29 protein-coding genes are annotated in these 24,660 nt (G+C 63.3%); 16 read left to right on the top strand and 13 right to left on the bottom strand.

The features are described 5' to 3' along the window. Positions 1–28 precede the first annotated feature (28 nt). Positions 29–859, top strand: coding sequence for a lipo-like protein (locus tag V7S54_RS24585; protein WP_065372103.1), 831 nt, complete (start codon positions 29–31; stop codon positions 857–859). On the opposite strand, the gene V7S54_RS24580 is transcribed toward V7S54_RS24585, so the two are convergent. Then, positions 849–2,090, bottom strand: coding sequence for an SAM-dependent methyltransferase (locus V7S54_RS24580; protein WP_057247864.1), 1,242 nt, complete (start codon positions 2,088–2,090; stop codon positions 849–851). The genes V7S54_RS24585 and V7S54_RS24580 overlap by 11 nt on opposite strands. Before the next feature lie 165 nt (positions 2,091–2,255). Then, complete coding sequence (gene efp, locus V7S54_RS24575) at positions 2,256–2,825, bottom strand: elongation factor P (protein WP_057247863.1); 570 nt, start codon at positions 2,823–2,825, stop codon at positions 2,256–2,258. A gap of 160 nt (positions 2,826–2,985) precedes the next feature. Here efp and epmA point away from each other — a divergent pair, with 160 nt between their 5' ends. From epmA to V7S54_RS24545, 6 genes are all read left to right on the top strand, one after another. Beyond that, entirely contained in the window at positions 2,986–4,038 is a 1,053-nt protein-coding gene (gene epmA, locus V7S54_RS24570) for an EF-P lysine aminoacylase EpmA (RefSeq protein WP_065372102.1), read from the top strand. After that, the gene (locus V7S54_RS24565) at positions 4,035–5,087 is read left to right on the top strand and encodes a lysine-2,3-aminomutase-like protein (RefSeq protein WP_065372101.1); all 1,053 of its coding nucleotides are present in this window, start codon (positions 4,035–4,037) and stop codon (positions 5,085–5,087) included. Before epmA ends, V7S54_RS24565 begins: the two co-directional genes overlap by 4 nt. A 168-nt stretch (positions 5,088–5,255) precedes the next feature. After that, positions 5,256–5,687: a carboxymuconolactone decarboxylase family protein gene (locus tag V7S54_RS24560; RefSeq protein WP_065372100.1), complete on the top strand. Its 432-nt coding sequence runs from the start codon at positions 5,256–5,258 to the stop codon at positions 5,685–5,687. Position 5,688: 1 nt separating this feature from the next. Beyond that, the gene (sigJ, locus tag V7S54_RS24555; RefSeq protein ID WP_065372099.1) at positions 5,689–6,582 is read left to right on the top strand and encodes an RNA polymerase sigma factor SigJ; all 894 of its coding nucleotides are present in this window, start codon (positions 5,689–5,691) and stop codon (positions 6,580–6,582) included. Positions 6,583–6,671: 89 nt separating this feature from the next. Beyond that, complete coding sequence (locus tag V7S54_RS24550) at positions 6,672–8,099, top strand: MFS transporter (protein ID WP_083203437.1); 1,428 nt, start codon at positions 6,672–6,674, stop codon at positions 8,097–8,099. Positions 8,100–8,198: 99 nt separating this feature from the next. Further along, a complete protein-coding gene (locus tag V7S54_RS24545; RefSeq protein WP_065372098.1) occupies positions 8,199–9,023 on the top strand; it encodes a class I SAM-dependent methyltransferase in 825 nt (274 codons plus the stop codon). A gap of 58 nt (positions 9,024–9,081) precedes the next feature. Here the strand turns inward: V7S54_RS24545 and V7S54_RS24540 are convergent, their stop codons facing one another. Continuing rightward, complete coding sequence (locus V7S54_RS24540; RefSeq protein WP_065372097.1) at positions 9,082–9,744, bottom strand: OmpA family protein; 663 nt, start codon at positions 9,742–9,744, stop codon at positions 9,082–9,084. A gap of 246 nt (positions 9,745–9,990) precedes the next feature. Here V7S54_RS24540 and V7S54_RS24535 point away from each other — a divergent pair, with 246 nt between their 5' ends. Then, positions 9,991–10,629 carry an exopolysaccharide biosynthesis protein gene (locus V7S54_RS24535; RefSeq protein ID WP_057247857.1) on the top strand — a complete coding sequence of 213 codons (639 nt, stop codon included), beginning with the start codon at positions 9,991–9,993 and terminating at the stop codon, positions 10,627–10,629. A gap of 91 nt (positions 10,630–10,720) precedes the next feature. Here the strand turns inward: V7S54_RS24535 and V7S54_RS24530 are convergent, their stop codons facing one another. The 4 genes from V7S54_RS24530 to V7S54_RS24515 all read right to left on the bottom strand — a co-directional run bounded on the left by V7S54_RS24530 (position 10,721) and on the right by V7S54_RS24515 (position 13,622). Next, entirely contained in the window at positions 10,721–11,068 is a 348-nt protein-coding gene (locus V7S54_RS24530) for a hypothetical protein (protein WP_065372096.1), read from the bottom strand. A 134-nt stretch (positions 11,069–11,202) separates the two neighbouring features. Beyond that, on the bottom strand, positions 11,203–12,228 hold the full coding sequence (locus V7S54_RS24525) for a histone deacetylase family protein (protein ID WP_065372095.1): 1,026 nt from the start codon (positions 12,226–12,228) through the stop codon (positions 11,203–11,205). 279 nt (positions 12,229–12,507) lie between these two features. Further along, entirely contained in the window at positions 12,508–13,041 is a 534-nt protein-coding gene (locus tag V7S54_RS24520) for a GNAT family N-acetyltransferase (protein ID WP_065372094.1), read from the bottom strand. Between the two features lie 2 nt (positions 13,042–13,043). After that, positions 13,044–13,622, bottom strand: coding sequence for a helix-turn-helix domain-containing protein (locus V7S54_RS24515; protein ID WP_083203436.1), 579 nt, complete (start codon positions 13,620–13,622; stop codon positions 13,044–13,046). A 220-nt stretch (positions 13,623–13,842) separates the two neighbouring features. Here V7S54_RS24515 and V7S54_RS24510 point away from each other — a divergent pair, with 220 nt between their 5' ends. From V7S54_RS24510 to V7S54_RS24500, 3 genes are all read left to right on the top strand, one after another. Next, positions 13,843–15,084, top strand: coding sequence for an MFS transporter (locus V7S54_RS24510; RefSeq protein WP_065372092.1), 1,242 nt, complete (start codon positions 13,843–13,845; stop codon positions 15,082–15,084). A gap of 70 nt (positions 15,085–15,154) precedes the next feature. Next, positions 15,155–16,981 carry a translation elongation factor 4 gene (lepA, locus tag V7S54_RS24505; RefSeq protein ID WP_373419933.1) on the top strand — a complete coding sequence of 609 codons (1,827 nt, stop codon included), beginning with the start codon at positions 15,155–15,157 and terminating at the stop codon, positions 16,979–16,981. A 189-nt stretch (positions 16,982–17,170) separates the two neighbouring features. Further along, positions 17,171–17,455: a GIY-YIG nuclease family protein gene (locus V7S54_RS24500; RefSeq protein WP_065372091.1), complete on the top strand. Its 285-nt coding sequence runs from the start codon at positions 17,171–17,173 to the stop codon at positions 17,453–17,455. An 80-nt stretch (positions 17,456–17,535) separates the two neighbouring features. On the opposite strand, the gene V7S54_RS24495 is transcribed toward V7S54_RS24500, so the two are convergent. The 4 genes from V7S54_RS24495 to V7S54_RS24480 are packed head-to-tail and all read right to left on the bottom strand — an operon-like array spanning position 17,536 to position 19,873. Next, the gene (locus V7S54_RS24495; protein ID WP_065372090.1) at positions 17,536–18,048 is read right to left on the bottom strand and encodes a GNAT family N-acetyltransferase; all 513 of its coding nucleotides are present in this window, start codon (positions 18,046–18,048) and stop codon (positions 17,536–17,538) included. Positions 18,049–18,081: 33 nt separating this feature from the next. After that, entirely contained in the window at positions 18,082–18,645 is a 564-nt protein-coding gene (locus tag V7S54_RS24490; protein ID WP_065372089.1) for a sugar O-acetyltransferase, read from the bottom strand. Next, positions 18,642–19,121 carry a GFA family protein gene (locus V7S54_RS24485; RefSeq protein ID WP_065372088.1) on the bottom strand — a complete coding sequence of 160 codons (480 nt, stop codon included), beginning with the start codon at positions 19,119–19,121 and terminating at the stop codon, positions 18,642–18,644. Before V7S54_RS24485 ends, V7S54_RS24490 begins: the two co-directional genes overlap by 4 nt. Beyond that, positions 19,118–19,873 (bottom strand): type 1 glutamine amidotransferase, encoded by a 756-nt coding sequence (locus V7S54_RS24480; RefSeq protein WP_065372087.1) that lies wholly within the window; start codon positions 19,871–19,873, stop codon positions 19,118–19,120. Before V7S54_RS24480 ends, V7S54_RS24485 begins: the two co-directional genes overlap by 4 nt. Before the next feature lie 354 nt (positions 19,874–20,227). Here V7S54_RS24480 and rnk point away from each other — a divergent pair, with 354 nt between their 5' ends. Further along, positions 20,228–20,641, top strand: a complete 414-nt coding sequence (gene rnk, locus V7S54_RS24475; protein WP_065372086.1) for a nucleoside diphosphate kinase regulator — start codon at positions 20,228–20,230, stop codon at positions 20,639–20,641. 120 nt (positions 20,642–20,761) lie between these two features. Here the strand turns inward: rnk and V7S54_RS24470 are convergent, their stop codons facing one another. Continuing rightward, entirely contained in the window at positions 20,762–21,217 is a 456-nt protein-coding gene (locus V7S54_RS24470; protein ID WP_057247845.1) for a DoxX family protein, read from the bottom strand. 218 nt (positions 21,218–21,435) lie between these two features. Here V7S54_RS24470 and V7S54_RS24465 point away from each other — a divergent pair, with 218 nt between their 5' ends. Both V7S54_RS24465 and V7S54_RS24460 read left to right on the top strand, forming a co-directional pair. Further along, entirely contained in the window at positions 21,436–21,717 is a 282-nt protein-coding gene (locus V7S54_RS24465) for a SelT/SelW/SelH family protein (RefSeq protein ID WP_058324536.1), read from the top strand. Between the two features lie 68 nt (positions 21,718–21,785). Beyond that, the gene (locus V7S54_RS24460) at positions 21,786–22,145 is read left to right on the top strand and encodes a YqaA family protein (protein WP_083203435.1); all 360 of its coding nucleotides are present in this window, start codon (positions 21,786–21,788) and stop codon (positions 22,143–22,145) included. A 31-nt stretch (positions 22,146–22,176) separates the two neighbouring features. Here the strand turns inward: V7S54_RS24460 and V7S54_RS24455 are convergent, their stop codons facing one another. Further along, entirely contained in the window at positions 22,177–22,803 is a 627-nt protein-coding gene (locus V7S54_RS24455) for a ribonuclease D (protein WP_065372084.1), read from the bottom strand. 108 nt (positions 22,804–22,911) lie between these two features. On the opposite strand from V7S54_RS24455, the gene V7S54_RS24450 reads away from it, so the two are divergent. Together V7S54_RS24450 and V7S54_RS24445 are read left to right on the top strand one after the other, a co-directional pair. Then, the gene (locus tag V7S54_RS24450) at positions 22,912–23,223 is read left to right on the top strand and encodes a hypothetical protein (RefSeq protein WP_065372083.1); all 312 of its coding nucleotides are present in this window, start codon (positions 22,912–22,914) and stop codon (positions 23,221–23,223) included. A 301-nt stretch (positions 23,224–23,524) separates the two neighbouring features. Next, positions 23,525–24,565, top strand: coding sequence for a hydroxyacid dehydrogenase (locus V7S54_RS24445; protein WP_065372082.1), 1,041 nt, complete (start codon positions 23,525–23,527; stop codon positions 24,563–24,565). Positions 24,566–24,660: the final 95 nt, after the last annotated feature.

Here is a 24,660-nt window from a genome sequence, read left to right as displayed (position 1 = left end):
CCCCTTCATTCCCGGAGCGATCGCCTCGATGAGGACCATCTATCCGCTTTCCGAAAGCAAGGACACGTTTCTGGATCGGCTCGGCGCCAGGCTTGCCGCGCGGCTGCAAGCGCAGACATCCGGCTACGAGCCCTACACCCCTTCCGATCAGGAAACGCTCGCGCGCACGCTGCGCCCGGGCGACGTTCTCCTGATCGAGGGCAACCAGAGGGTTTCGGCGGCGATCAAGTATCTGACGCAATCGACCTGGTCACACGCCGCGTTCTTTGCCGGCGACCAGATGCCGTTGACGCTCGATCAGGCGACGCTGCCGGTCATCGAGCGACCGCAACTCATCGAGGTCAATATCGGCGAGGGCTGTGTTGCGGTGCCGCTGAAGAAATACGCGTCGTTCAACACGCGCATCTGCCGGCCGATCGCACTGACGCCGGATGACCGCACGGCGCTCGTCGGCTTCATGATCTCGCGGCTCGGGATGAAGTATGACCTGAAGAACATCCTCGACATGCTGCGCTATTTCATGCCGACCCCGCCGGTGCCGGTGCGCTGGCGGCGGCGCCTGCTTGCCTTCGGCTCCGGCGATCCGACGCGGGCGATCTGCTCGACGCTGATCGCAGCCGCCTTCGAGCAGATCCGCTATCCGATTCTGCCGGAAGTGACCCGCGCACCCGGACGGGCGGCGGCTACCTCGACCTATTCGCGCGAGGAGATCCTGCACATCCGGCACCACTCGCTCTATACGCCTAGGGATTTCGACCTCTCGCCCTTCTTCGCCATCGTCAAGCCGACGCTCGAGTTCGGCTTCGACTACAAGCGGTTGCGCTGGAACGGCGACGGCGATCACCCGTTCAAAGGTTGAGGGCGAGCGCCTGTTCGCGGGCCATGAAGTCGCGCTGACGATCGGTGATGTAATCGCGCACGATCGGGGCCGCATCGCGCGAGCGTGACAGCTGCATGTGAAAGACGAGCTGGCTGCCGGTGCGGAACATCATCTCGGCGCTGATCAGATAGAACTCCCACATGCGGGCGAAGCGCTCGTCATAGAGCCCGATCACTTTGTCGCGGTTGGCCTCGAAGCGCGCACCCCAATGGGCGAGCGTCGTGGCGTAGTGCACCCGCAAGAATTCTAGATCCGTGACCCAGAGACTGTTGCGCTCGACCACCTCGAAGACCTCCGACAGCGCCGGCGAATAGGCGCCGGGGAAGATGTATTTCCGAAGCCAGGAGCTCGCCATGCCGGGGGGGCTCATATGGCCGATCGAATGCAGCACCGCGAGGCCGTCATCCGGCATCAGCGCGTTCAGCTTCTTGAAGAACTCGTCATAGTGATGCACGCCGACATGTTCGAACATGCCGACCGAAACGATGCGGTCGAACGGCCCCTGGACATCGCGGTAATCCTTAAGCTCGAAACGCACCCGGTCCCCTAAACCTGCCTTCCGCGCCCGTTCGGTGGCGAGCGCCTGCTGTTCCTTCGAAAGCGTCACGCCGAGCACCTGCACATCCGCGAGCTCGGCAAGATACATCGCGAGATCGCCCCAGCCGCAGCCGATATCGAGCACCTTCATGCCGGGTTCCAGGCAGAGCTTGGAGGCGAGCAGCCTCAGCTTGTTGCGCTGCGCCTTTTCCAGCGTCTCGTTGGGCTCGCGGAAATAGGCGCAGGAGTAGAGCATGTTCTCGTCGAGGAACAGCTTGTAGAATTCGTTGCCGAGATCGTAGTGATGCGCGACGTTCTGCTGCGCCTTTCCCTTGGGATTGGCCTGCTGCCGCTTGCGGAACCGCATCTTCACCGCCCGCAGAAGTTTCTGGATCGGATATGACCCGAGCGACAGCCGGTTGATCGAGAAAAGCGTCAGGAAGTCCCTGAGCGTCGAGCCCTCCTCGAAGCGCATGGTGCCGTCCATATAGGCTTCGCCGGCGGCGAGTTCGGCGTTGAAGACGAGGCTGCGGTAGAGCTTCTTGTCGGTCAGCCGCATCGTCACTTCCGGTCCGGGCGTTCCGGAAAAAACGTGGCGCTTGCCGTCGGCATCGATCACCGTCAGGCGGCCTTTGCGAATGAACGACTTCATCATATGCGACAATGGGAACATGCAGACCCTCTTGAGACAACCGTCGTATTAGCGCCGGCATCCTAGCACCCGTTTTTCGAAATGCTCCCCTTAAATTTCTGGTTGCTCATCAAGCTCTTCCCGGAACGAAAACGGGGACGGCAGCCTTCGCCACCGTCCCCGCTCAACTGTTATTCGGCGTTAGCCTCAGTCCTTGGCGCGCTCGACGTAGGAACCGTCTTCCGTCGCGATGACGACGCGGGTGCCGGCCTGGATGTGCGGCGGAACCAGCGTGCGCACGCCGTTCGAGAGAACCGCCGGCTTGTAGGACGACGATGCCGTCTGGCCCTTGACGACCGGCTCGGTCTCGGTGATTTCGAGCGTCACGTGGCGCGGCAGGTCGATGGCGATCGCCAGGCCTTCGTGCACCGAAAGAATGCAGGCCATGCCTTCCTGCAGGTAAGCCTTCAGATCACCGATATCGTCGGTGCTCATGACCAGCTGGTCGTAGCTTTCCGGGTTCATGAAGTGGAAGCCTTCGGCATCTTCATAAAGGAAGGTGTGCTCGCGGTCTTCGACGAAGGCGCGCTCGACCTGCTCGGTCGTGCGGTAGCGCTCGGAGACCTTCACACCGTCGGAAATGCGGCGCATGTCGACCTGGGTGACCGGCGTGCCCTTGCCCGGGTGGAAGTTCTGGGCGGTAAGCACGACATAGAGCTTGCCGTCGACGTCGAGAACGTTGCCCTTACGGACAGATGAAGCGATGACCTTGACCATTAGTCTTCCTTGTAACAGAGGTATGCGCGACACCGCGGGCCGGAAACACTGGCCCTGAAGGACGCGGAAAGAAGGATTTCGCGCCGCAACTACCCTAATTTCGTGCAAATAGCCAGCCTGAGCCGCTGTCTGCACGAAGAAAGCCTGGACTGAACCGATCATGTCGCATGCCTCACCCTGGTGGACACCCGATGTCCATGCCGACCGGCGGCCGTTTCTTCTCGGCCGCAACCGGATCCAATCGGCGTTGCGCCGGTTCTTCGAGACACGCGATTTCATCGAGGTTGATACGGCGACGCTGCAGGTCTCGCCCGGCAACGAGGCGCATCTGCACGCCTTCGCGACAGAGGCTCTCCATCACGACGGATCGAGCCATCCGCTCTATTTGCACACCTCGCCGGAGTTCGCCTGCAAGAAGCTGCTTGCCGCCGGAGAACAGCGCATCGCGTGCTTCGCCCATGTCTACCGCAACCGCGAGCGCGGGCCGCTGCATCACCCTGAATTCACCATGCTCGAATGGTACCGCGCCGGCGAAAGCTACGAGGCGCTGATGGGCGACTGTGCCGAGATCCTGACGCTCGCCGCAGAGACAACCGGCACCAGTCACTTCACCTTCCAGGGCCGCACCTGTGATCCCTTCGCCGAGCCGGAACGGCTTGGTGTCGCGGACGCCTTCGCGCGCTTTGCCGGCATCAACCTATTGGCCACGATCGCTCCGAACGGCGACACCGATCGTGACGGGCTCGCTGCGGCTATGACCGCAGCCGGACTTCGGGTCGCCTCCGACGACACCTGGGCGGATCTTTTCAGCCGCGTGCTCGTGGAAAAGGTCGAGCCGCATCTCGGTTTTGGCCGCGCGACGATCCTCGACGAATACCCGACGGCCGAAGCGGCGCTGGCGCGACCGGCCGCGCGCGACCGGCGCGTCGCCGAGCGCTTCGAGCTCTATGCCTGCGGCGTCGAGCTCGCCAATGCCTTTGGCGAGCTCACCGACGCAGCGGAACAACGCCGGCGCTTCGAGATGGAGATGGCGGAAAAGGCGCGCGTCTATGGCGAGACCTACCCGCTCGACGAGGATTTCCTGGCAGCACTCGCGATCATGCCCGAAGCGAGCGGCATTGCGCTTGGATTCGACCGGCTGGTGATGCTTGCAACCGGTGCGTCGCGTGTCGACCAGGTGCTCTGGGCACCGGTGGCGGAGACGCAGCCGTGAACGTGCATCGCCCGATCAAGACTGCGCGAGAGCTCGTTGAGGCAGGTCTCGTCGACGGCAGCAATGAGGCCGCGGTTGCCGCGGTCGCCGAGCGTTATGCGGTTGCGATCAGCCCTGTCATCGCCGGTCTCATCGACCCCAGCGATCCCGATGATCCGATCGCCCGGCAGTTCGTGCCCGATGCCGCCGAACTGACGCTGCTTCCCGAAGAGCGCGAAGACCCGATCGGCGATAAGCCGCACAGTCCTGTCGCCGGCATCGTCCATCGCTATCCGGATCGAGTGCTGTTGAAGGCCGTGCATGTTTGCCCGGTCTATTGCCGCTTCTGCTTCCGCCGCGAGATGGTCGGGCCGCAGGGTCTGGGCACGTTGACGCCGGCCGAACTCGATGCGGCGATCGCCTATATCTCCGAACACGAGGAGATCTGGGAGGTGATCCTCACCGGCGGCGATCCCCTGGTGCTGTCACCGCGGCGGCTCACCGAGCTCATGGAACGGCTGAAATCGATCCCGCATGTGAAGATCGTCCGCTTCCACACCCGCGTGCCGGTTGTCGAGCCGTCGCGCATCGACGCCGACCTGATCGCGGCACTGAAAGCCAGCGGCAAGGCCACCTATGTGGCGCTGCATGCCAACCACCCGCGCGAGCTGACTGAAGAGGCGCGCGCCGCCTCGGCACGACTGATCGATGCCGGCATCGTGATGGTCAGCCAGTCGGTGCTCTTGAGGGGCGTCAACGACGACGCGGAGGTATTGGCTAGCCTGATGCGCGCCTTCGTCGAAACGCGGATCAAGCCCTACTACCTGCATCACCCGGATCTGGCGCCGGGCACGAGCCATTTCCGTCTGTCGATCGAGGAAGGCCAGGCGCTGGTCTCAGCCCTGCGCGGCCGGGTCTCCGGCCTTTGCCAGCCGACCTATATCCTCGACATTCCAGGTGGTCACGGCAAAGCGGTCATCAGTGCCGCGACGATCGCGGCCGACGGTGGCGGCTGCTACACGGTCACCGATTTTCGCGGCGGCGAACACAGCTACCCGCCGAAAGCCTGATGCACCGCGAGAAATCGCGTCCCGCCAACACATTGCAATTTCATCTAAATATTTGGAACCCGTATTTTTCTTGGCGATTTTCGAGAAAAATCGCGGAGGCGCGTCACAGGCTTTCGACGTCAATCGTCACATGGTCATAGGCAACACAACCACGATGGAGTTGAGACCATGACCGATACGAAAGCCGTCCGTTACGAACAGGAAATCCCGGATGTGCTCGGCGCGCTTGCCGATGTGCACAAGACCATGGACCTGCACGGGCTTGACCGGACGATCCACAATCTCGTGCAGCTGCGTGCCTCGCAGATCAACCGGTGCGGCTTCTGCGTGAAGATGCACACCAAGGAATCTCGCGCCGAGGGCGAAAGCAACGAGCGGCTCGATCGCATCATCGTCTGGGACCAGGTCAACGACTTCTCGCCGCGCGAGAAGGCGGCTCTCGCCTGGACGGAAGCCCTGACCGAACTCGAACCGCGCACCGATTTTGCGCCGCTCCGCGCCGAGCTGCGCCAGCATTTCAGCGAGAAGGAGATCAGCGTCATCACCTCGACGGTGGCGATGATCAACCTTTGGAACCGCATCCAGATTTCGAGGCACTGATATGAACGACCGGCAGCATATGCAGATCTTCGAGGAGGCGCGCCCGCGCCTTCTCGGCCTTGCCTACCGCATCCTCGGCTCGCACGCCGATGCAGAAGACGCGGTGCAGGACACGTTCCTGAAATGGCAGGAGGTCGACCGCGCATCGATCGAAACGCCGGCGGCTTGGCTGACCACCGCCTGCACGCGCCGCTGCCTGGATCTGCTCAAGGCCGCGCACCGCAAGCGCGTCGACTATGTCGGCGCGTGGCTGCCCGAACCGATCCACACGACAAGCGACGACAATGCCGAGGAAAAGCTGGCGCTGACCTCTTCGCTGACGACGGCGTTCCTGCTGATGCTCGAACGACTGACACCGAAGGAGCGCGCCGCCTATCTGCTGCATGAGATTTTCGGCCAGCCCTATGACGAAGTGGCAGAAACCCTGGACATGCAGGAGACGGCCGCCCGCAAGCTGGTGTCGCGTGCCAAGACGAACATCGGCCTGGAGAAAGCCCGGCACCAGACACCGCGCGAGCGCCAAGATGAGCTGCTGTCCGCCTTCCACCAGGCAATCCACGGCGGCAACGTCACAGGGCTCTCGGCGCTTCTTTCGGCCGACGTGAAGCTGACGGCCGACGGCGGGGGCAAGGTGGCAACGGTGCTTGGCGTGCTCTCCGGCAAGGAGACCGTGCTCGGCTTCATCATCGATCGGCTCACCGAATACTGGGCGCATTACGTCTGGGAAATCGGCGACATCAATGGCGGCCGCGGCATCGTGCTTCGGGACGAGGCGAAAAACGAGATCGCCGCGACAGTCGCCTTCGGCTATGACGGTGACGGAAACGTCAACGACATCTTCATCATGCGCAACCCGGACAAGCTCACGCATTTTGGCGAGGCTGCGCTCCACTGACATAGCGGCACCACTGACGCGAACGCGATCTTCCGATACCGGATGAGCCGGTACGCGTTCGCTTGCGATGCCCCGCGTGAGGTACTGACATGCTTGAAAAAACACCCGCTCCCCGAGAGGAAACCGGCTGGCGCGCCCTGCTATCCGGCGAAAATGCGGTGCATTCGCTGGTGCTCAGCGGCGGCGTCGCGCTACATGCGCTCAACATCTACGTGGTGACGACGATCATGCCATCGATCGTGCGCGAGATCGGCGGGCTTGAATATTACGCCTGGAGCACGACGGTCTTTGTCGCGGCCTCGATCCTCGGCGCCGCACTATCGGCGCGGCTGCTCGGTGCCGTCGGCGCCGGTGGCGCCTATGCGATCGGCGCGCTCGTCTTCGGCTTGGGGACGCTCTTCTGTGCCACCGCCCCTTCGATGGCGATGCTGCTTGCCGGCCGGGCGATCCAGGGTTTTGGTGGCGGCCTGCTCTATGCGCTCGCCTATGGCGTAATCCGGCAGGTCTTCCGGCCCGAACTCTGGACCCGCGCCATCGGCCTGATTTCGGCGACCTGGGGAACGGCGACCTTGATCGGACCCGCGATCGGCGGCATGTTTGCCGAGTTCTCCACCTGGCGCGTTGCCTTCTGGTCTCTCCTGCCGCTGACGGCGCTGCTTGCCGCGCTCGCCTTCTCGACGCTGCCGCGCAAGGCCACCGGCGAAGAGGAGCGCACGCCGCTCCCGCTGCTGCAACTCCTGCTCCTCGTCGGCATCGTGCTTGCGCTTTCGGTCGCGAGCACGCGCACAATGGCCTTGGAGCAGATTGCCTGCGTCGGCGTTGCGATCCTCCTGTTCCTGAGCCTTCTGTTCGTCGAGCGTCGGGTGACGGGCAAGCTTCTGCCCTCCGGCAGCTTCACGCTGACCTCCCCGCTGGCCGCCCTTTATGCTACGATCACCCTGCTTATGGTCGGCCTGCAGCCGGAGATCTATGTGCCGTACCTGCTGCAGGAATTGCATGAGCTATCGCCGCTGGCGGCCGGCTATATCGCCGCGCTAATGTCGATCGGCTGGACGGCGGGATCGATGACAAGTGCCCATTGGCATGGAGAACGGGCGAAACAGACAATCTTTGCCGGTCCGGCCTTCGGTTTTATCGGCCTTGCCCTGATCGCCCTGTTCATGCCGATGGCAGGCGCAGAGTTCCTGGTTATCGCCGCGCCGCTCTGCGTCGGCATCATCGCGGTCGGCTTCGGCATGGGCTTTGCCTGGCCGCATATCGTTACCGCCGTCTATGAATTCGCGCCGGAGGGCGAAGCGGAGAAGGCATCGAGCTCGATTACCACTGTCCAGCTCTTTGCCGCTGCACTCGGCGCAGCGCTTGCCGGACTGACTGCCAACCTCGCCGGGATCGAAGCGTCGTCGGAGGGGGGTGTGGCGCTGGCAACGACCTGGCTCTTCGGTCTGTTCGCGCTGCTGCCCGCACTGGCAGTGCTGACGGCCAGGCGTGTACGGCGCGCGAGACGCACGGTGGCGTGAGCCCTATCGGACAATGCGGCCCGCCGAAACGACAGCGGGCCGCGACGCAAAGACTGCGGCGCCCCAACTCATTCGACGGAGCGCGGTCAGGAGGAAACGATGGAAGCCGAGAGCGTCGGCCTTCATGGCGTGCGCGAAACGCTGCTGATCACGCTCCGGGCGAAGGCTGCGGAGAGCGCACTACCCGATTCCCTTCTGCACGATCGCTTTGCCGCCGAGCTGTTGCGGCGCCTCGACGGCAAGGCGAAAGCGCCTGATGTCGGTCACGACATGACGATCGGCATCGCGATGCGCGCTTATCTGCTCGACCGATGGACCAGGGCTTTCATCGCGAGCCATCCGGATGCGATCGTGCTCAACCTCGGCTGCGGCCTCGACACGCGGATCCTGCGGCTCGATCCGCCTTCCTCCATCGCCTGGTTCGACGTCGACTTTCCGGATGTCATCGCCTTGCGACAGCGCCTCTTCCCCGATCGCGTCGGCTGCACTGCAATCGCCTCCTCCATTACCGAGCGGGACTGGATCGACCGCATCCCCGATGACCGGCCGGCGATCGTCGTCGCCGAAGGGGTGCTGCCCTATCTTCGCGATCAGGAAGTACGTGACCTCCTGCGGCGCCTTGTAACCTGCCTTGCCGGCGGCGAAATCGTTTTCGACGCCTACAGCCATCTCGGCATCGAACTGCTGCGCTTCAACCCGTCCTTGCGCGCAACAGGCGCTGAGCTTCGTTGGGGGATCGAGGACGCACGGGCGCTGGAACGGGGTGTGCCCGGGCTGACGCTGCTCGAGGACATTTACAACTACGATGCCGCACAGATCGCGCGCATGTCACCGATGGCGCGGATCGCGATCCAGTTCTTCAGCGCGGTCCCCATGCTGCGCCGTATGGGGCGCCTGTTGCGCTACCGGTTCAAGCAGACATGAAAAAGGGCCGCGCCTCACGGCGCAGCCCCCTTGATAGCAAGCAGTCGATGTCTGCCGATCAGGCCTTGATTGGCGCGATCGAGATTTCGACGCGACGGTTCTGCGCGCGGCCGGATTCGCTCGCGTTGGAAGCGATCGGACGCTCCTTGCCATAGCCCATAGCCGACATGCGGCGCTGGTCGACGCCCTGGCCGGCGAGGTAGTTGGCGACCGAGGCGGCACGGCGCTCGGAGAGGCCCTGGTTGTAGGAGGCGCTGCCGGTCGCATCGGTGTGACCGTCGACGTCGATCATCGTCTTGTTGAACTTGCGCAGCACGATCGCCACCGAGTTCAGCGTGTCGTAGAAGGCCGGGATCACCTGGTCGCGGTCGGTCGCAAAGGTGATGTTCGACGGCATGTTGAGGATGATGCGGTCGCCGGCGCGGGTAACCGAAACGCCGGTGCCCTGAAGCTGGGCGCGCAGTTCCGCTTCCTGGCTGTCCATGTAGTTGCCGATCAGGCCGCCGCCGAGACCGCCGATCGCGGCACCCACAAGCGCCGAGTCGCGCCGTCCTGCAGCACTGCCGCCAACGAGCAGACCGGTCGCCGCACCGAGGCCTGCGCCAATCAGCGCGCCACCAGCGGTGTTCGACATCTTCTGTTCACCCGTATAGGGATCGGTGGTGGTGCATCCCGAAAGATAGATGGCCGCAACAGCCAGAATGGCGCATTTCTTGATCATGGAATCAGTTGTCCCCATTGGTGCTCAAAGGTGCTTCATACTACGGATTGCGGCAGGAAGATGAAGAGGCGTCCCAATCACGCCATGGTTTACCGGCAAATGCCGTCTCGCTCGGACCGGGTGTGCCGGTCGGGCCACACTATAACCGATCCTTCACATGCCCTTGATAGGACGGACATCTAGCGACCAAGATAAATGTGTGCGGCTTTCCGCCGCCGCTGATTGATAAAGACGAGGCAAGATTTGATGGCAATCGAGTTCGGCGACACGCAACGCAGTCTCAGCGACACGCTCAACGGCATGATTGCCTCCATTCGCGGCGAGACGATCACGCTGCGCGAACTGATGACCGAGATCGGCGAACAGGGTTTCCTGCTGCTCTGCGCGCTTCTGACGCTGCCGTTTCTGCTGCCGGTGTCGATACCGGGCGTCAGCACGGTTTTCGGCGCCGCGATCATCCTGATCTCCGTATCGATCACGCTCAACCGCCTGCCCTGGGTGCCGCAGCGCATTCTCGACCGCAAGATCGAGACCGAAAAGCTGGTGCCGACCCTGCAGAAGGGGGCGAGCATCGTCTCCAAGCTCGACCGCTACGTCCGCCCGCGCCTGGGCTTCCTGACGCAGGGCGCGGTGATGAACCGCTTCAATGGCCTGATGATCATGGCCGGCGGCGTTCTCCTGATGTTTCCGCTCGGGCTCATCCCGTTGTCGAACACGCTGCCGGGAATCGCGATCCTCTTGCTCTCGCTCGGCATCATTCAGCGCGACGGGCTGATGGTCGCCGGCGGCTATCTCTTCCTGATCGCAACGACTGTCTATTTCACCGTGCTTGCCTACATGGCCTTCGCCGCCGGACAGGGGTTGTCGTCGTTCTTCGTTTCGTAAGGCGGAAGCCCGCGAATTTGCCGGCGAGCCTGACGCGTCGCCATCGACACGTCGGTCGCCAGTCCGGCCGGGAAGCCGGAGCGGCGGAATGTCAGGCCGCCTGGAAGCTTTTGTAACTGGCGGAATCGGTCTGGACGCCGAGCTTCTCCATCAGCGCCTCGCGGTCGATGCCGAGGCCCCTGTCGAACTCACCAATCGCTGCCGCGACCTTCGGCGCGAACGCTTCGCTTTCGAATTCGATCACGGTGCAGAAGTTGAACTTTCCCGGGCCGGCATGCTGCTCGAGGAACAGATCCTTGACGTAGCCATCCTGGCTGCGGATGACCGCAAGGGTCTTTTCCACCAGCTCCACAAACTGTGCCCGCGCGGCGGTCGGCACCGCAAACTTGTTGATGCGATAGAGCGGCGCGACGACGTTCGCCTTTGCGTTGCTGCTCATTGAACTCTCCCTCACGTGTTTCTTCAACGCCCGCCGACGCCATTTTGGCGACGGGCAGAAACATTCGTACGACCTCAAGTCAAGTTGAGGTCAACGGGGGTCGATGAAAAATCATCTTGACGGCTGAAGCAGGATCAGGCGGCGATGCCCTTCAGCACGTTGGCAACGTTAAGGCCGATTTCCGGCACGCCATAGCCACCCTCCATGCAGACAACGACCGGTAGACCCGAGCGCTTCAGCGCCTCGCCCATGCGGATATAGTCCTCAGACGTCAGCCGGAAGAACGAGATCGGGTCACGTTCGAAGGTGTCGACGCCGAGCGAGACGACCAGGGCCTCGGTGCCAAAGGCGGCGATGCGTGACAGCGCGTCGGCCATGGCCGCCGACCAGACGTCGAAGCCGGTGCGGCGCGGCAAGGGATAGTTCTTCGTCGTGCCCAGCCCCTCGCCGGCACCCTCCTCATCGGCAAAGCCGAGGAAATAGGGGAAGGCATCGACGGGATCGCCGTGGAGCGAGGCGAAATAGACATCGCCGCGTTCGTAGAAGATATCCTGGGTGCCGTTGCCGTGGTGGAAATCGACATCAAGCACGGCAACCTTGCGGGCGCCATGATCGCGCAGGCGCTGGGCGGCGCAGGCGGCATTGTTGATGAAGGAATAGCCGCCATAGAGATCGATCGCCGCATGGTGACCGGGCGGACGGCAGAGCGCGAAGGCGGCGCAGCTGCCCGCATGGATGTGGTCGGCAGCCGAGAGGGCGCAGTCCATCGCGGCGCGTGCGGCGGCATAGGTGCCTTCGGTGATCGCCGTTTCCGCCGCGAAGGAATAGTAGCCGAGCGCACCGTCGATGTCCTTGGGCGGATGCTGGCGCATGCGCCGGGCGGGAAAGCAGGTCGCGATCGCCTCGCCGCGATAGCCGTCGGCAACCCAGCGCGACCAGGCGGTTTCGAGAAAATCGAGATAGTCGGCCGCGTGCAGCTTGAGGGCGACCTCGAGACCGTGGCGCTCGGGTGCTGCTACATCGTCAAAGCCCGCCTCCTTCACCGCCGCGAGAATCCATTCGGCACGGAACGGCGCCTCGAAGGGCGGCACGAGTTCGCCGCCGAAGAGCTCGGTTCTGGCGTCGCGGAGCTTGTGGTCTTCGGTGTAGAAGATGCGCATGGGGAGGTGTCCTGCAGAGGCAATCGACGGGTGCCGGTACCCTACCCCAGGTTTCGGACTTGGCAACCTCGACGGGGCCTCTCATCCGGCCTGCAGGCCACCTTCTCCCCGCAGGCGGGGCGAAGGGACGTTGCGGCACCTGCTCGCCCGCAGTCTCCACTCTCAGCACTTCCTGGGTGACAGGTGCGGCAGCCGAGACATCAGCGGCCTCTCCGCGTCCCCTCTCCCCGCCTGCGGGGAGAGCGTTAGTCCTCGGGTTAAACCCGAGGAGAGGGGCAATCACGCGTGAAGCGCGATCCGCTTGTAGAAGAAGGTCGTTGCGCAGAGCCCGCCTTCCGGCCACATCGCATAATCGGGAATGACGCCAACGCGCTCCCAGCCCAGGCGCGGATAGATCGCCTCGGCCTCGCTGCCGGTTGCCGTATCGAGCACAAGCAGCGTCTTACCGCGCGCCGCGGCCTCGCACTCAACCGTCTCCATCAGCCGCCGCGCCAGGCCCTTGCCGCGGGCGGCACGGTGCACGAGCAGCTTCTTCAGGTCGCCGCGGTGCGGCTGGTTCGGCATCTGCGCAACGCCGACCTGCACGGTGCCGAGGATGCGGCCCGCTTCCTCCGCCACCATCAGCAGCGTTTCGTTCGCGGCGACGGCCTCGACGACGCCGCGCCAATAGGCAAGCGCGCTTTCCGGCGGATAGGGCTGCATGAAGCCGACCGAGGCGCCACCCTCGACGCAATCGGACAGTACCTCGGCAAGCGCCGGCATGGCGGCGCGGGCCTGGGTTTCATCGAGCAGACGGATCTGGATATCGGACATGATCAAACCTTGGTGCGGCAAAGGACGACAGCATAGTGAGCCGGCTCATCGTGGGGATTGTGGAAGATGTGGCCAGCCCCCAGCCCCATGAACAGGCAGTCGCCTGCTTCCAGCGAATGGGAGCCGGATTCGGTGGTGAGTTCGAGCCGACCGGAGAACAGCCAGAGATGCTGGGTGATGCCGCGATCGGACGGTTGGCGCTCGAACACGACGCGCGCACCCGGCGGAAACTCGACCTCGACGATATCGACCGGTGACCCCACCCCATCCGGTGAGACGGAGCGGCGCAGATAGCCGGATTCCGGATCGCGCCAGAGGCGCTGGTCTGCACGCTTTGCAAGCGGAGATGCATCCCTGGCCTCGAAGGCGAAGAGCGCTGACAGCGTGGTGCTGAGCGCGCTGCAAAGCTTGGCGAGAAGCTGGGCCGTCGGGCTCGCCTCACCACGCTCGATACGCGAGATCATCGCCCGGCTGACGCCGGAGCTGGTGGCGAGTTCGTCGAGCGTCAGATTCTGTTCCGCGCGCAGCGTGCGGATCCGCTCGCCGATGGCATATTCGAGAGGGTCGGTAACGTTTTCCATTATTTGAGATTGCATTTCTCATATAGTGGAGTCAAGACTGGGAAAGACTGAAAATACGGGCATGCGATGCCGCTTTGGCGACAGCGCATCGACGGCCTTTCGGCTATGGTGGCGGCTTCGTGAGCAGAAACGAGAAAAGCTTACACTTCAATACTTTAGACAGTTCTCACTCATCGCGCCAAGTGCACCCCAAGTGCGGCCTTCCATCGACAGGTTGGACATGACAACGCAGCCCTCTTCGCTGACCTCGATCGCCAGTATCGTTGCCTCGATGACTTCGGTCGCGATCGGCAACGGCATGATGCTCGCCTATGTGCCGTTTGCGCTGACGCGCTCGGACGCGCCGGACTGGGTGCCGGGTGCAGCCGTGACCATGATCGCCTTCGGCGGGCTCGTCGGCTGCGTCATCGCGGGGCCGATGATCCGTCGTGTCGGCCATGCGCGCGCCTTCTCCTGCTCGATGGCGCTTGTCATCCTCTCGGCACTGACGATCGCGCTCGGCATGCACCCGCTTCTCTGGGTGCTCGCCCGCGGCCTTTATGGCGCATCCGGCAACACCAATTTCATTATCGCCCAGAGCTGGCTCAACCATGCGAGCGAGAACCACTGGCGCGGAAAGGCGATGGCGCTGTTCTACATGGCCTATGTCATCGGGCTCGGCACCGGCGCCTGGCTGTTCGGGCAGATTCCGGCGGACGGCAACCTGCCACCGCTCGTCACCATCTTCTTCACCGCGCTCGCTCTGCTGCCGATCGGGCTGACGCGACTGCCGACGCCGCCGGCGCCAGCCAAGGTCAGCATCGATATCCCGATGGTCTGGCGCAATTCCCCCGTCGCTTTCATCGGCGTGCTTGCCGCCGGCGGCCTGTCGATGGTGGTGCAGGGCTTCACGCCGATCTATGCGGCCGCCAACAATGTCAGCCAAGGCGACGTCGCCAACCTGATGTTCGTCATGCAGTTTGGGCTCATCGCCATCCAGTATCCGATGGGCACGCTGTCTGACCGGATCGATCGCCGTCTGGTGCTGATCGGCACCTGCCTGCTGATCCTTGCCGCCGGCTACTTCGCGCTCTCCGCCTCCTTCAGCAATCTGATCCTCTTGATGCTGGTCTTCGCGCTCTTTGCCGGCGCGGTCGAGACCGTCTATTCGATCGCCAATGCCCACGCCAACGACCGCACGGATCCCGCCGATTTTGTGCCGCTCGCGAGCACCTTGCTGGTCGCCTGGTCGATCGCCGCGACGGTCGTGCCGATGCTGGTGACGCTGCTGACACCGGTGTTCGGGCAGCGCACTTTCATCTATGCGGCGATGGCGGTCGCAGCACTTTATGCGCTCTTCGTGCTCATGCGACTGAGGAAACGCGACGAGGTGCCAGCAGCCGAGCGCGAAAGCTTCGAGATCAGGAGCGCACAGGTGCCGAATGCCGGCGCGCTCGTCGATGCGGAAGCGAGCGCCGAATAGCCCGATTTATAGTGAACGAAGCCTTCATTTCCCGCTTTGCGGCGGTTGAAGGCACTGCTATATGCGGCCCATGAGCACAACATCTTCGAAGACGCCCCTTTCGCATATCCGCAACTTCTCGATCGTGGCCCACATCGACCACGGCAAGTCGACGCTTGCCGACCGGCTGATTCAGTCCACCGGCGGTCTCGCCGAGCGCGAGATGTCTGAGCAGGTGCTCGACAGCATGGATATCGAGCGCGAGCGCGGCATCACCATCAAGGCCCAGACGGTGCGTCTGCACTACAAGGCCAATGACGGCGAAACCTATGTGCTGAACCTGATCGACACCCCCGGCCACGTCGACTTCGCCTATGAAGTCTCGCGCTCGCTGTCGGCCTGCGAAGGCTCGCTGCTGGTCGTCGATGCGTCCCAGGGCGTCGAAGCGCAGACGCTCGCCAACGTCTACCAGGCGATCGACAACAACCACGAGCTCGTCACCGTGCTCAACAAGATCGACCTGCCGGCGGCCGAACCGGACCGCATCAAGGAGCAGATCGAGGAAGTGATCGGCATCGACGCTTCGGACGCGGTGCTGATTTCGGCGAAGACCGGCCTCGGCATTCCGGACGTGCTCGAAGCGATCGTCAACAAGCTGCCGGCGCCGAAGAGCGACGGCGGCGATGCGGCGCCCTTGAAGGCGCTGCTGGTCGACAGCTGGTACGACACCTATCTCGGCGTCATGGTTCTCGTGCGCATCATCGACGGCACGCTCAAGAAGGGCATGACCATCCGGATGATGGGCACCGACGCCAAGTACACGATCGAACGCGTCGGCGTGCTGACGCCGAAGATGGTCGCGATGGATGCGCTCGGCCCGGGCGAGATCGGCTTCATCACCGCCTCGATCAAGGAAGTGGCCGATACCCGCGTCGGCGACACCATCACCGAGGACAAGCGCCCGACCGCCAAGGCGCTGCCGGGCTTCAAGCCGGCGCAGCCGGTGGTCTTCTGCGGCCTCTTCCCGGTTGACGCCGCCGACTTCGAGGACCTGCGCTCGGCGATGGGCAAGCTGCGCCTCAACGACGCCTCGTTCTCCTTCGAGATGGAATCCTCCGCGGCCCTCGGTTTCGGCTTCCGCTGCGGCTTCCTCGGCCTCCTGCACCTTGAAATCATCCAGGAGCGCCTGGAGCGCGAGTTCGACCTCGACCTGATCGCCACAGCCCCTTCGGTCGTCTACAAGCTGTTCATGACCGACGGCTCGGAGCGCGAGTTGCACAACCCGGCCGACATGCCCGACGTCGTCAAGATCGCCGAGATCCACGAACCGTGGATCCGCGCGACGATCCTGACGCCCGACGACTATCTCGGTGGCATCCTGAAGCTCTGCCAGGACCGGCGCGGCATCCAGATCGAGCTGACCTATGTCGGCACCCGCGCGATGCTGACCTACGACCTGCCGCTCAACGAAGTCGTCTTCGATTTCTACGACCGGCTGAAGTCGATCTCCAAGGGCTATGCCTCGTTCGACTACCAGATCACCGACCACAAGGAAGGCAACCTTGTGAAGATGTCGATCCTCGTCAACGGCGAGCCGGTCGACGCGCTGTCGATGATGGTACACCGGATGGCGGCGGAAAAGCGCGGTCGCGAAATGTGCGAGAAGCTCAAGGAGCTGATCCCGAAGCACATGTTCAAGATCCCGATCCAGGCGGCGATCGGCGGCAACGTCATTGCCCGCGAAACCATCTCGGCGCTGCGCAAGGACGTGACGGCCAAGTGCTACGGCGGCGACGCCACCCGCAAGCGCAAGCTGCTCGAAAAGCAGAAGGCCGGCAAGAAGCGCATGCGCCAGTTCGGCAAGGTGGAGATCCCGCAGGAAGCCTTCATCGCCGCGCTCAAGATGGGCGACGAGTAAGCGGCAGAGCCGCATGCTTCTACTTTGAAAAGGGCGGCCTCGGGTCGCCTTTTTTGGTTTGGGCTTGAGCTGTGTATGCCCTTGATGCCCCAGCCCGACTTGGTCGTGGGTGGCATTGAAGGGCGACGAGGACGTTGTTGCCGGGTCCGTGCTTGGATCCTCGGGTCAAGCACGAGCAACCTGCCCGTTATGGCCGGATTCGTTTACATCGTCACGAACCACAAGCGAGGAACACTCTACATCGGTGTTACCTCAGATCTCGAACACCGTATCTTCGAGCATCGAGAGGGACTGACGCCGGGATTCGCATCGAAATACGGTTGCGTCCAGCTCGTTTGGTACGAGGAGCATCTGCAGATCGGCACCGCGATCCAGAGGGAGAAGTCTCTCAAACGTTGGTACCGACAGTGGAAGGTCGAACTGATCGAGAAGATGAATCCCGACTGGCGCGACCTCTATTTCGAACTTTGGTGAGAGCTTGCGTGTGGATCCTCGGGTCAAGCCCGAGGATGACAACTAGGAGAGTGAGGCGATGCCAGAGCGGCAAAGTTCGCTTACCCCTCTGACAGCAAATACCGTTTCGAAATCCGATCCACCAGCCGCCCGTCACTCAGCGGCACCGCCTTATCAATCTTGTAGTCTGTGAAACCCATCCTGCCGTAATAGGTGAGCCCGCCCACGTTGTCGGCGCGGATGGTGGCGTTCAGAGCCTTGAAGCCGATGGAACGGGCGTGGTCGCGGGTGGCCTCGAAAAGCGCCGTCCCGGCGCCTTTGACCTTGTTGCCGGGGCGGGAGAAGGTGCCGATATCGGCCCAATCCTTGGGCATTCCGTCCGAGCGCTCCAGCCCCTGGAATGCGCAAGGCTCGCCATTCTCATCCTCCGCAACGAAGCAACTGACGAAGCCGGGACCGGCGAGATAGTGTTCTGCAAAGCTTTCGGGCGTGAACGGCGTCTGATGGGCCGTAGTGCCGCCGATCCGGATGATTTCGTTGAGGAAGGCGCACAGAACAGGCGCATCGTCTGGCCGCGCCGGGCGCACATGGATCGTTTTCGTCGCATCGACCATAAGAAAAACACTCCTTGAAAAGGTCTAAAGTATTCAGTTCGCTGCACGCGGCAGCGGGCGTGCCGGGTTTCCGGCGACCACGGCGCCGGAGGGCACGTCCTTCGTCACCACCGCCCCTGCGCCGACAATCGCACCATCGCCGATGGTCACGCCGCCCAGGATGATCGCACCGCCGCCGATCCAGACATCCGCTCCGATCGTCACCGGACGGGCGACTTCGAGACCCTGGCCACGCAGAACCGCGTCCTTGTGGTGCTCGGCACAAAAGATCTGCACGCTCGGTCCCAGCATCGTCCCCTCGCCGATCGTCACCCGACCGCTGTCGAGGATCGTGCAGCCGGCGTTGAGATAGACGCGGGCGCCGAGACTTGTGTTGATGCCGTAGGAGCAATGGAACGGCGCCTCGATGAAGACGTCATCGGCAACCGCACCGAACAGTGCACGCAAAGCCGGCGCCATGCTCCCGCGCACGGCCGGTGACATGGTGTTGTGCTGGTGGACCGCTTCGCGTGCCACCAGTCGAAGCGCATCGAGCTCGGCATCGAGGCACGAGTACCATTCACCTGCGGCCATCTTGTCGCGTTCGCTGGCGGTCATGCTTTTGCCTTTGCTTCCGCCGCTTCGCGCCGGGCCAGGCTTTCGGCCGGCCACATCGTCTTCATGTCGTAATAGACCTCGAAGGCCGGGGCGCCGCCTTCGAGCGACAGCCACTCCACCTTGGAGCGGGTGAAAATGTGCGCATGCGGCGGGAAGTCCGAGGGACGGTCGAGGCTCGCGATGCGGAGGAAGGAGAGCCAGCCGCGCCGACCATAGTCGCTCCAGAGCGCCGTCTGGCATTCGGCGCAGCGATAGACGTCGTGCGGGCGGCCGCTGTCGGTGGGGAGCGTGACGACGACGGGCTCGCCCTTGGTGAGCTCGATATTGTCGCGCTCGATCACACCGTTGACGACGAAGGCGCTGCCGACCTGGCGCTGGCAATCGCTGCAATGGCAGCAATTGACGAACATCGGCGCGGCCTTCAGTCGATAGCGGATCCTGCCACAGAAGCAACCGCCGTTTCGTGTCTCGCTCATCCGTCCATCTCCTCCAACACCGGATCCGCGTTCGCGGCGGCGCCCTCACGCCGATCGATCGTCGCCACCCAGGCGCGCGCCAGCGCCAGGCCGGCAGCATCGGCCTCCCGGCCATGGCGGGCGGCGTGCTCGCGATAGCGGGCAAGCCAGGTGGGATCGAGCCGGTTGATCGTATCCGGGAAGGCGCGGTTCCAGTCCTCGACAAGGTGCGTATCCGCCTCGAAATGGAACTGAGTGCCATAGGCGGCGCGGCCGACGCGGAAGGCCTGATGGGTGGTGACGGCGTTTTCGGCGAGATGCACGGCCCCTTCGGGCAGCGTGAATGTGTCGCCGTGCCACTGGAAGATCGGAAAGCTCTCACCGACGCTGGACAGCACCGGGTCCTCAGCACCTTCGCCGCGCACCTGGATCTGGCACCAGCCGAACTCCTTGGCCGTGCCGAGCAGGTTTTCAGCCCCGTAGGCGCGGGCGAGAAGCTGGCTTCCGAGGCAGATGCCAAGCACGGAGCGGCCGCTGTCGCCGAAGGCGCGCATCAGTGCGGCGAGAGCAGGCAGATAGGGATAGGCGGCATCGTCGAGCGCGCTCTGCTCGCCGCCAAGCACGACGAGCGCGTCATAACCTTCTGGCGTCGCAGGAACGGTGTCGCCGAGATAGGCGCGATGGATCTCGATCTGCGCCTTGACCTCGCGAAGCGCCGTGCCAACCTGGCCGAGCTCGGTCTTCGCCATGTTTTCAACCACCAATACCCGCATCGTCACCTTCCCTTCGCCGTCGCGAACCGAGATTGAACACGAGCGTGGCCGCTGTTCAAGAGGCGCAATGATCCGCCCCGCGCTTTGCCACCTGCGCCACGGGTCTTGACTTCCCGGTCAAACTTTCCGACCTTCGGGGCATCATGATGTCGACGATTTCTTCCTATCACTGCTTCCGGGTGTGCCCGATCGCAGGAACCTGACCCCAGCCCGGATGTTTGCGCTCTCCGGGTAAGGGGAGCCTTTCGCGTCGGCAGAAGAAATTTTAGACGCGGCTGAACGAGCGCCGAATTCCCAGAAAATTGATTCCGAGTGCGCCCGTGGGCGCCACGGTCGAACACGGCAGGTCACATCATGGCGGCATCCCGCAAGAAACTTCCCCCCATCATCATCAATGCCGAGGATCACAAGCGGCTGACGGCGCTGGCTTCCTCCGCGCTCGACCGCGTGCCCGAAGTGGCCGAAGCTCTGCTCTCCGAGCTTGACCGTGCCCGTATCGGTGCGCCGGAGGCGCTGCCCGCCGACAGTGTGCAGATGGGCTCCACCGTTGCCTTCGAGGCGGACAACGGCTTTGCCAAGCAGGTGACGCTCGTCTACCCCGGCGAGGCCGATATCGAGACCGGACGGATCTCGGTGCTGACGCCTGTTGGAGCGGCCCTGATCGGCCTTTCCGTCGGTCAGTCGATCGACTGGCAGGATCGGTCGGGCAAGGTCCACCGCATGACCATTCGCAGCGTGACGCCCCAAGCAATTCCAGGAAAAGTGTGAAACGGTTTTCCGTCCGGAATTGTGTATCTCTACAGGCAGGCCGGCGGCGTGTGCCGCCAAACGAAAACGGGGAGGCCGGTTCTCACCGCCTCCCCGTTTCCCTGATGGTCGTTCGATCGATCAGAACTGCTTGCCGAGCTTGGCGTCGACCGACTGGCTGTTGGCGCCGCGGATGGCGAAGAAGAACAGGATCGCCGCCCAGAGGATGGATTTCTCCGCGCCGAAGAGGCCCTCGCCCTGCACGATACCGTGGAAATAGACGGTGACGAGCAGAACGATCATGCCGGCGAAAGCAGCCGGGCGCGTAAGCAGGCCGATCGCGATCAGGATGCCGCCGAAGAATTCAGTGGCGGCAAGAAGCGGCGACCAGAAGACACCCGGATAGAAACCGAGGCCTTCAACCATGCCGATCGCGCCGAAAGGATCGGTGATCTTGCCGAAGCCGTGAACTGCAAGCAGGGCACCCGCCAGAACACGCAGCAGCGTCTCGGCTGATGTATCCAGCGGCAGATAAATCTTTTCCAGAGCCGGCAGGATGGTACGCGGGCGGGAACTGGAAGCGGTGACGTCGGTCATGAATGGCCTCTCCGGCGGTTGGGGTGCGACAATTTGTGCAATGCCGCATTGTCTCGCCGCGACGGCAGCTCAAAGCAAGCTATCCCCGATAAAAACATGACTAAATTTGTTGACAATTATGTGAGCAGGGCGTGAGCATCTGAGGCGCAGCGACGCAGTTGTTTCCACCTGGCGCCGCCGGTATGGTCGCCGCCCGACACACGTCCGAGACCAGGCCGATGGATCCGAAACCGCGTATCACCATCCTCTATTGCACCCAATGTAACTGGCTGCTGCGCGCCGGCTGGATGGCGCAGGAACTGCTGCAGACCTTCGGGCAATCGCTCGGCGAAGTGGCGCTCATTCCCGGCACCGGCGGCAATTTCGAGATCCGCGTCGATGACGCGCTCGTCTGGGAACGCAAGCGCGACGGCGGCTTCCCCGGTCCCAAGGAACTGAAACAGCGCATCCGCGATATCATCGAGCCGGAGCGCGATCTCGGCCATACCGACAGGAGCTGATCCTGGATTTCGGAATTCTTGCCGGCGTTCTTTCCGCTGCGTTCCTGTCGGCGACGCTGCTCTTCGGCATGTCGGAGGCTGCGGTCGTTGCCGCCGCCTTGCATGGAGAAACAAGCCGCCCTGCCCTCTTCGTTGCGGCAACGCTCGGCAATGTGCTCGGCGCCGTCGTCAACTTCGCGCTGGGGCGCTTCCTGATCCGCTTCGAAGGGCGACGCTGGTTTCCCGTCTCGGCGGCAAATCGACAGAAAGCGGAGGCGCTCTTTGCCCGCTACGGCCAGCCTGTGCTGCTGCTTTCCTGGCTTCCCGTCATCGGCGACCCGCTGACGCTGGTCGCCGGCCTGTTGCGCATGAAGCTGCCGCTGTTCCTGCTGTTCGTCACCATCGGCAAGGCGGCGCGTTATGCCGTCGTCCTGTACCTGACGCCCTGACGCCAAGCCATCGCGACGTTGCGATCACGGCTCAGCTGTGAGCGAAGATATCCGTCTCGTCCCAGCCCAGCAGGTCAAGCTTGGAACGCGTCGGCAGGAAGGCAAAGCAGGCGTCGGCGTGCTCCATGCGGCCGTCGCGAAGCAGGCGGGCGGTCAGCTTGTCGCGCAGCGCATGCAGATGCAGCACATCGGAAGCCGCATATTCGAGCTGCGCCGGCGAGAGGATGTCCGCCGCCCAATCGGACGACTGCTGCTGCTTGGAAATGTCGACGTCGAGCATTTCCTTGAGATTGTCCTTGAGGCCGTGGCGGTCGGTATAGGTCCGGGTCAGCCGCGAGGCGATCTTGGTGCAGAAGACCGGCGTCGTCGTCACTCCGAACGTGTGGAAGAGCACGGCGATATCGAAGCGGCCGAAGTGGAAAATCTTCTGGCGGGCCGGATCGGCAAGCATGGCGACGAGGTTCGGCGCTTGCCTCTGGCCCGGGGCGATGCGGATGACGTCGGCGGTGCCGTCGCCCGGCGAAAGCTGCACAACGCAGAGACGGTCACGGCGGGGGATAAGACCAAGCGTTTCAGTGTCGATGGCGATCGCACCCGTATAGCGCGCAGCATCGGCTGCGGAAATGTCGCCTTCATGCACCCGTATTGCATTCGCCATCGAAAATCCCCAGATCAAACGAAGTGGTGTGGCCTATAGCGCAAGTTTGGCGCCGGCGATACCGTTACCGTATCCCGCCAGACGGTCGCCCGTTCGAAAGTCCTGACAATGACGTCTTTTCGCTCCGTCCTCGCCCTTTCGGCCCTCGCGCTGACTTTGGGGCTCTCCGCCGTCCCGGCAACGGCACAGACCTATCGGGACCTGCCCGGCGTGCGCCAGATGGATCCGCTGAATGGCGGCGGCGACCATACCGTCTGCGAGCAGACCTTCGTCGACCGGTACTATCCGTTCGAATCGACGGCCCGTGGCCGCCCCGTCTACGACACGATCTACAATTGCCGCCGCGGTGATGGACCGGTCTTCCAGGGCAGCGACCTGCCGCCGTCGCTCTATCGCCAGAAACGCGGCCTTGGCTATTGAGGCAGGCGCGCCTCGGCGCCCATCGCGTTGCCCGCAAGCTTGCCTCCTCGACGACCACGCCGCTTGGCAAGGCGGGGATTTCTTCCTACAGCGCCGCGCGTCTTATCAGACGCGCAAAGGACGCTGTAGCACTTTGAATTGCTGCATGTTTTTGTCCTTTAACCGGCTACGATTAAAGGAAACATGCAGTAGTCTGACGGCACGGAAGCGGGGACTGCCTCCGCCTGCAGCGCTTTGAATTTCTGCATGTTTTCATCCTTTGATCGGTTAGGATCAAAGGAAACATGCAGTGGGAGGAACCATGTCCGATATTATGGCCGACAACAGGCCGCTTGCCATCAGCGCGCCCGCTCCACGCACGCTCGACCTGATCTTCACGCCGCAGGCGCTGAAGGACCTGCACCAGCGTTACCGGATCGTCGAAGCCGACCCGGACGATATCGCCGGGCTCGGCGACGATATCCTGTCCGAAGCGCGCTACATCATCGGCCAGCCGCCGCTCGATCACGCAACGCTTCAGCGCATGGGACAACTCCGGGCGATCCTCAATGTCGAGAGCAACCTGATCAACAACATGCCCTACGAGGTGCTGTTTGCGCGCGGCATCCATGTGGTGACCACGGGGCAAGTCTTTGCCGAACCGGTCGCCGAACTCGGCCTTGCCATGGCGCTCAACATCGCCCGCGGCATCGTCGACGCCGACCTTGCCTTCCGCGAAGGCCGCGAGCTGTGGGGCGGCGACGGCAACCGGTCGGCGCGGCTTGTCTCCGGCGCCGACATCGGCATCATCGGTTTCGGCGATCTCGGCAAGGCGCTGAACCGCGTGCTCTCCGGTTTTCGCGCCAGGATCCGCGTCTTCGACCCCTGGATGCCGGCCTCGATCCTGAGAGACAACGGTGTCGAGCCGGCATCGCTCGATACGGTCCTCGGCGACAGCGACTTCGTCTTCGTCGTCGCGTCGGTCACCAGCGAGAACGAAGGCTTCCTCGGCGAAAAGGCCTTTGCCCGCATGCGTCCGGGTGCCGCCTTCATCCTCTTGAGCCGCGCCGGCGTCGTTGATTTCGACGCGCTGATGGCGGCGGTCGCACGCGGCCATATCGTGGCGGCCAGCGACGTCTTTCCGGAAGAGCCGCTACCGCTCGATCATCCGGTTCGCCGCCTGCCAGGCTTCCTGCGCTCCGCCCACCGCGCCGGCGCGCTCGACAGCGCCTTCAAGAAGATGGGCGACATGGTGCTCGAGGACATGGATCTGATGGACCGCAACCTGCCGCCGATGCGCTGCAAGCGGGCCGAGCGAGAAACCGTCGCGCGCATGCGCTCGAAGCCGGTGACCGTGAACTGACCCAGCGTTTTTTTGCGGCGGATGCCGGCGGGGCGTGCATCCCGCCGGTTAACGTGTTTTATGGGAATCGCATTTAACTTTCCTTGCACATGCGA

Source organism: Ensifer sp. CCNWLY38 (assembly GCF_037120565.1).
Taxonomy (GTDB): Bacteria; Pseudomonadota; Alphaproteobacteria; order Rhizobiales; family Rhizobiaceae; genus Ensifer; species Ensifer adhaerens_H.
The sequence above is the reverse complement of the archived record's forward strand: the minus strand, read 5'-3'. Positions and strand labels throughout refer to the sequence as shown.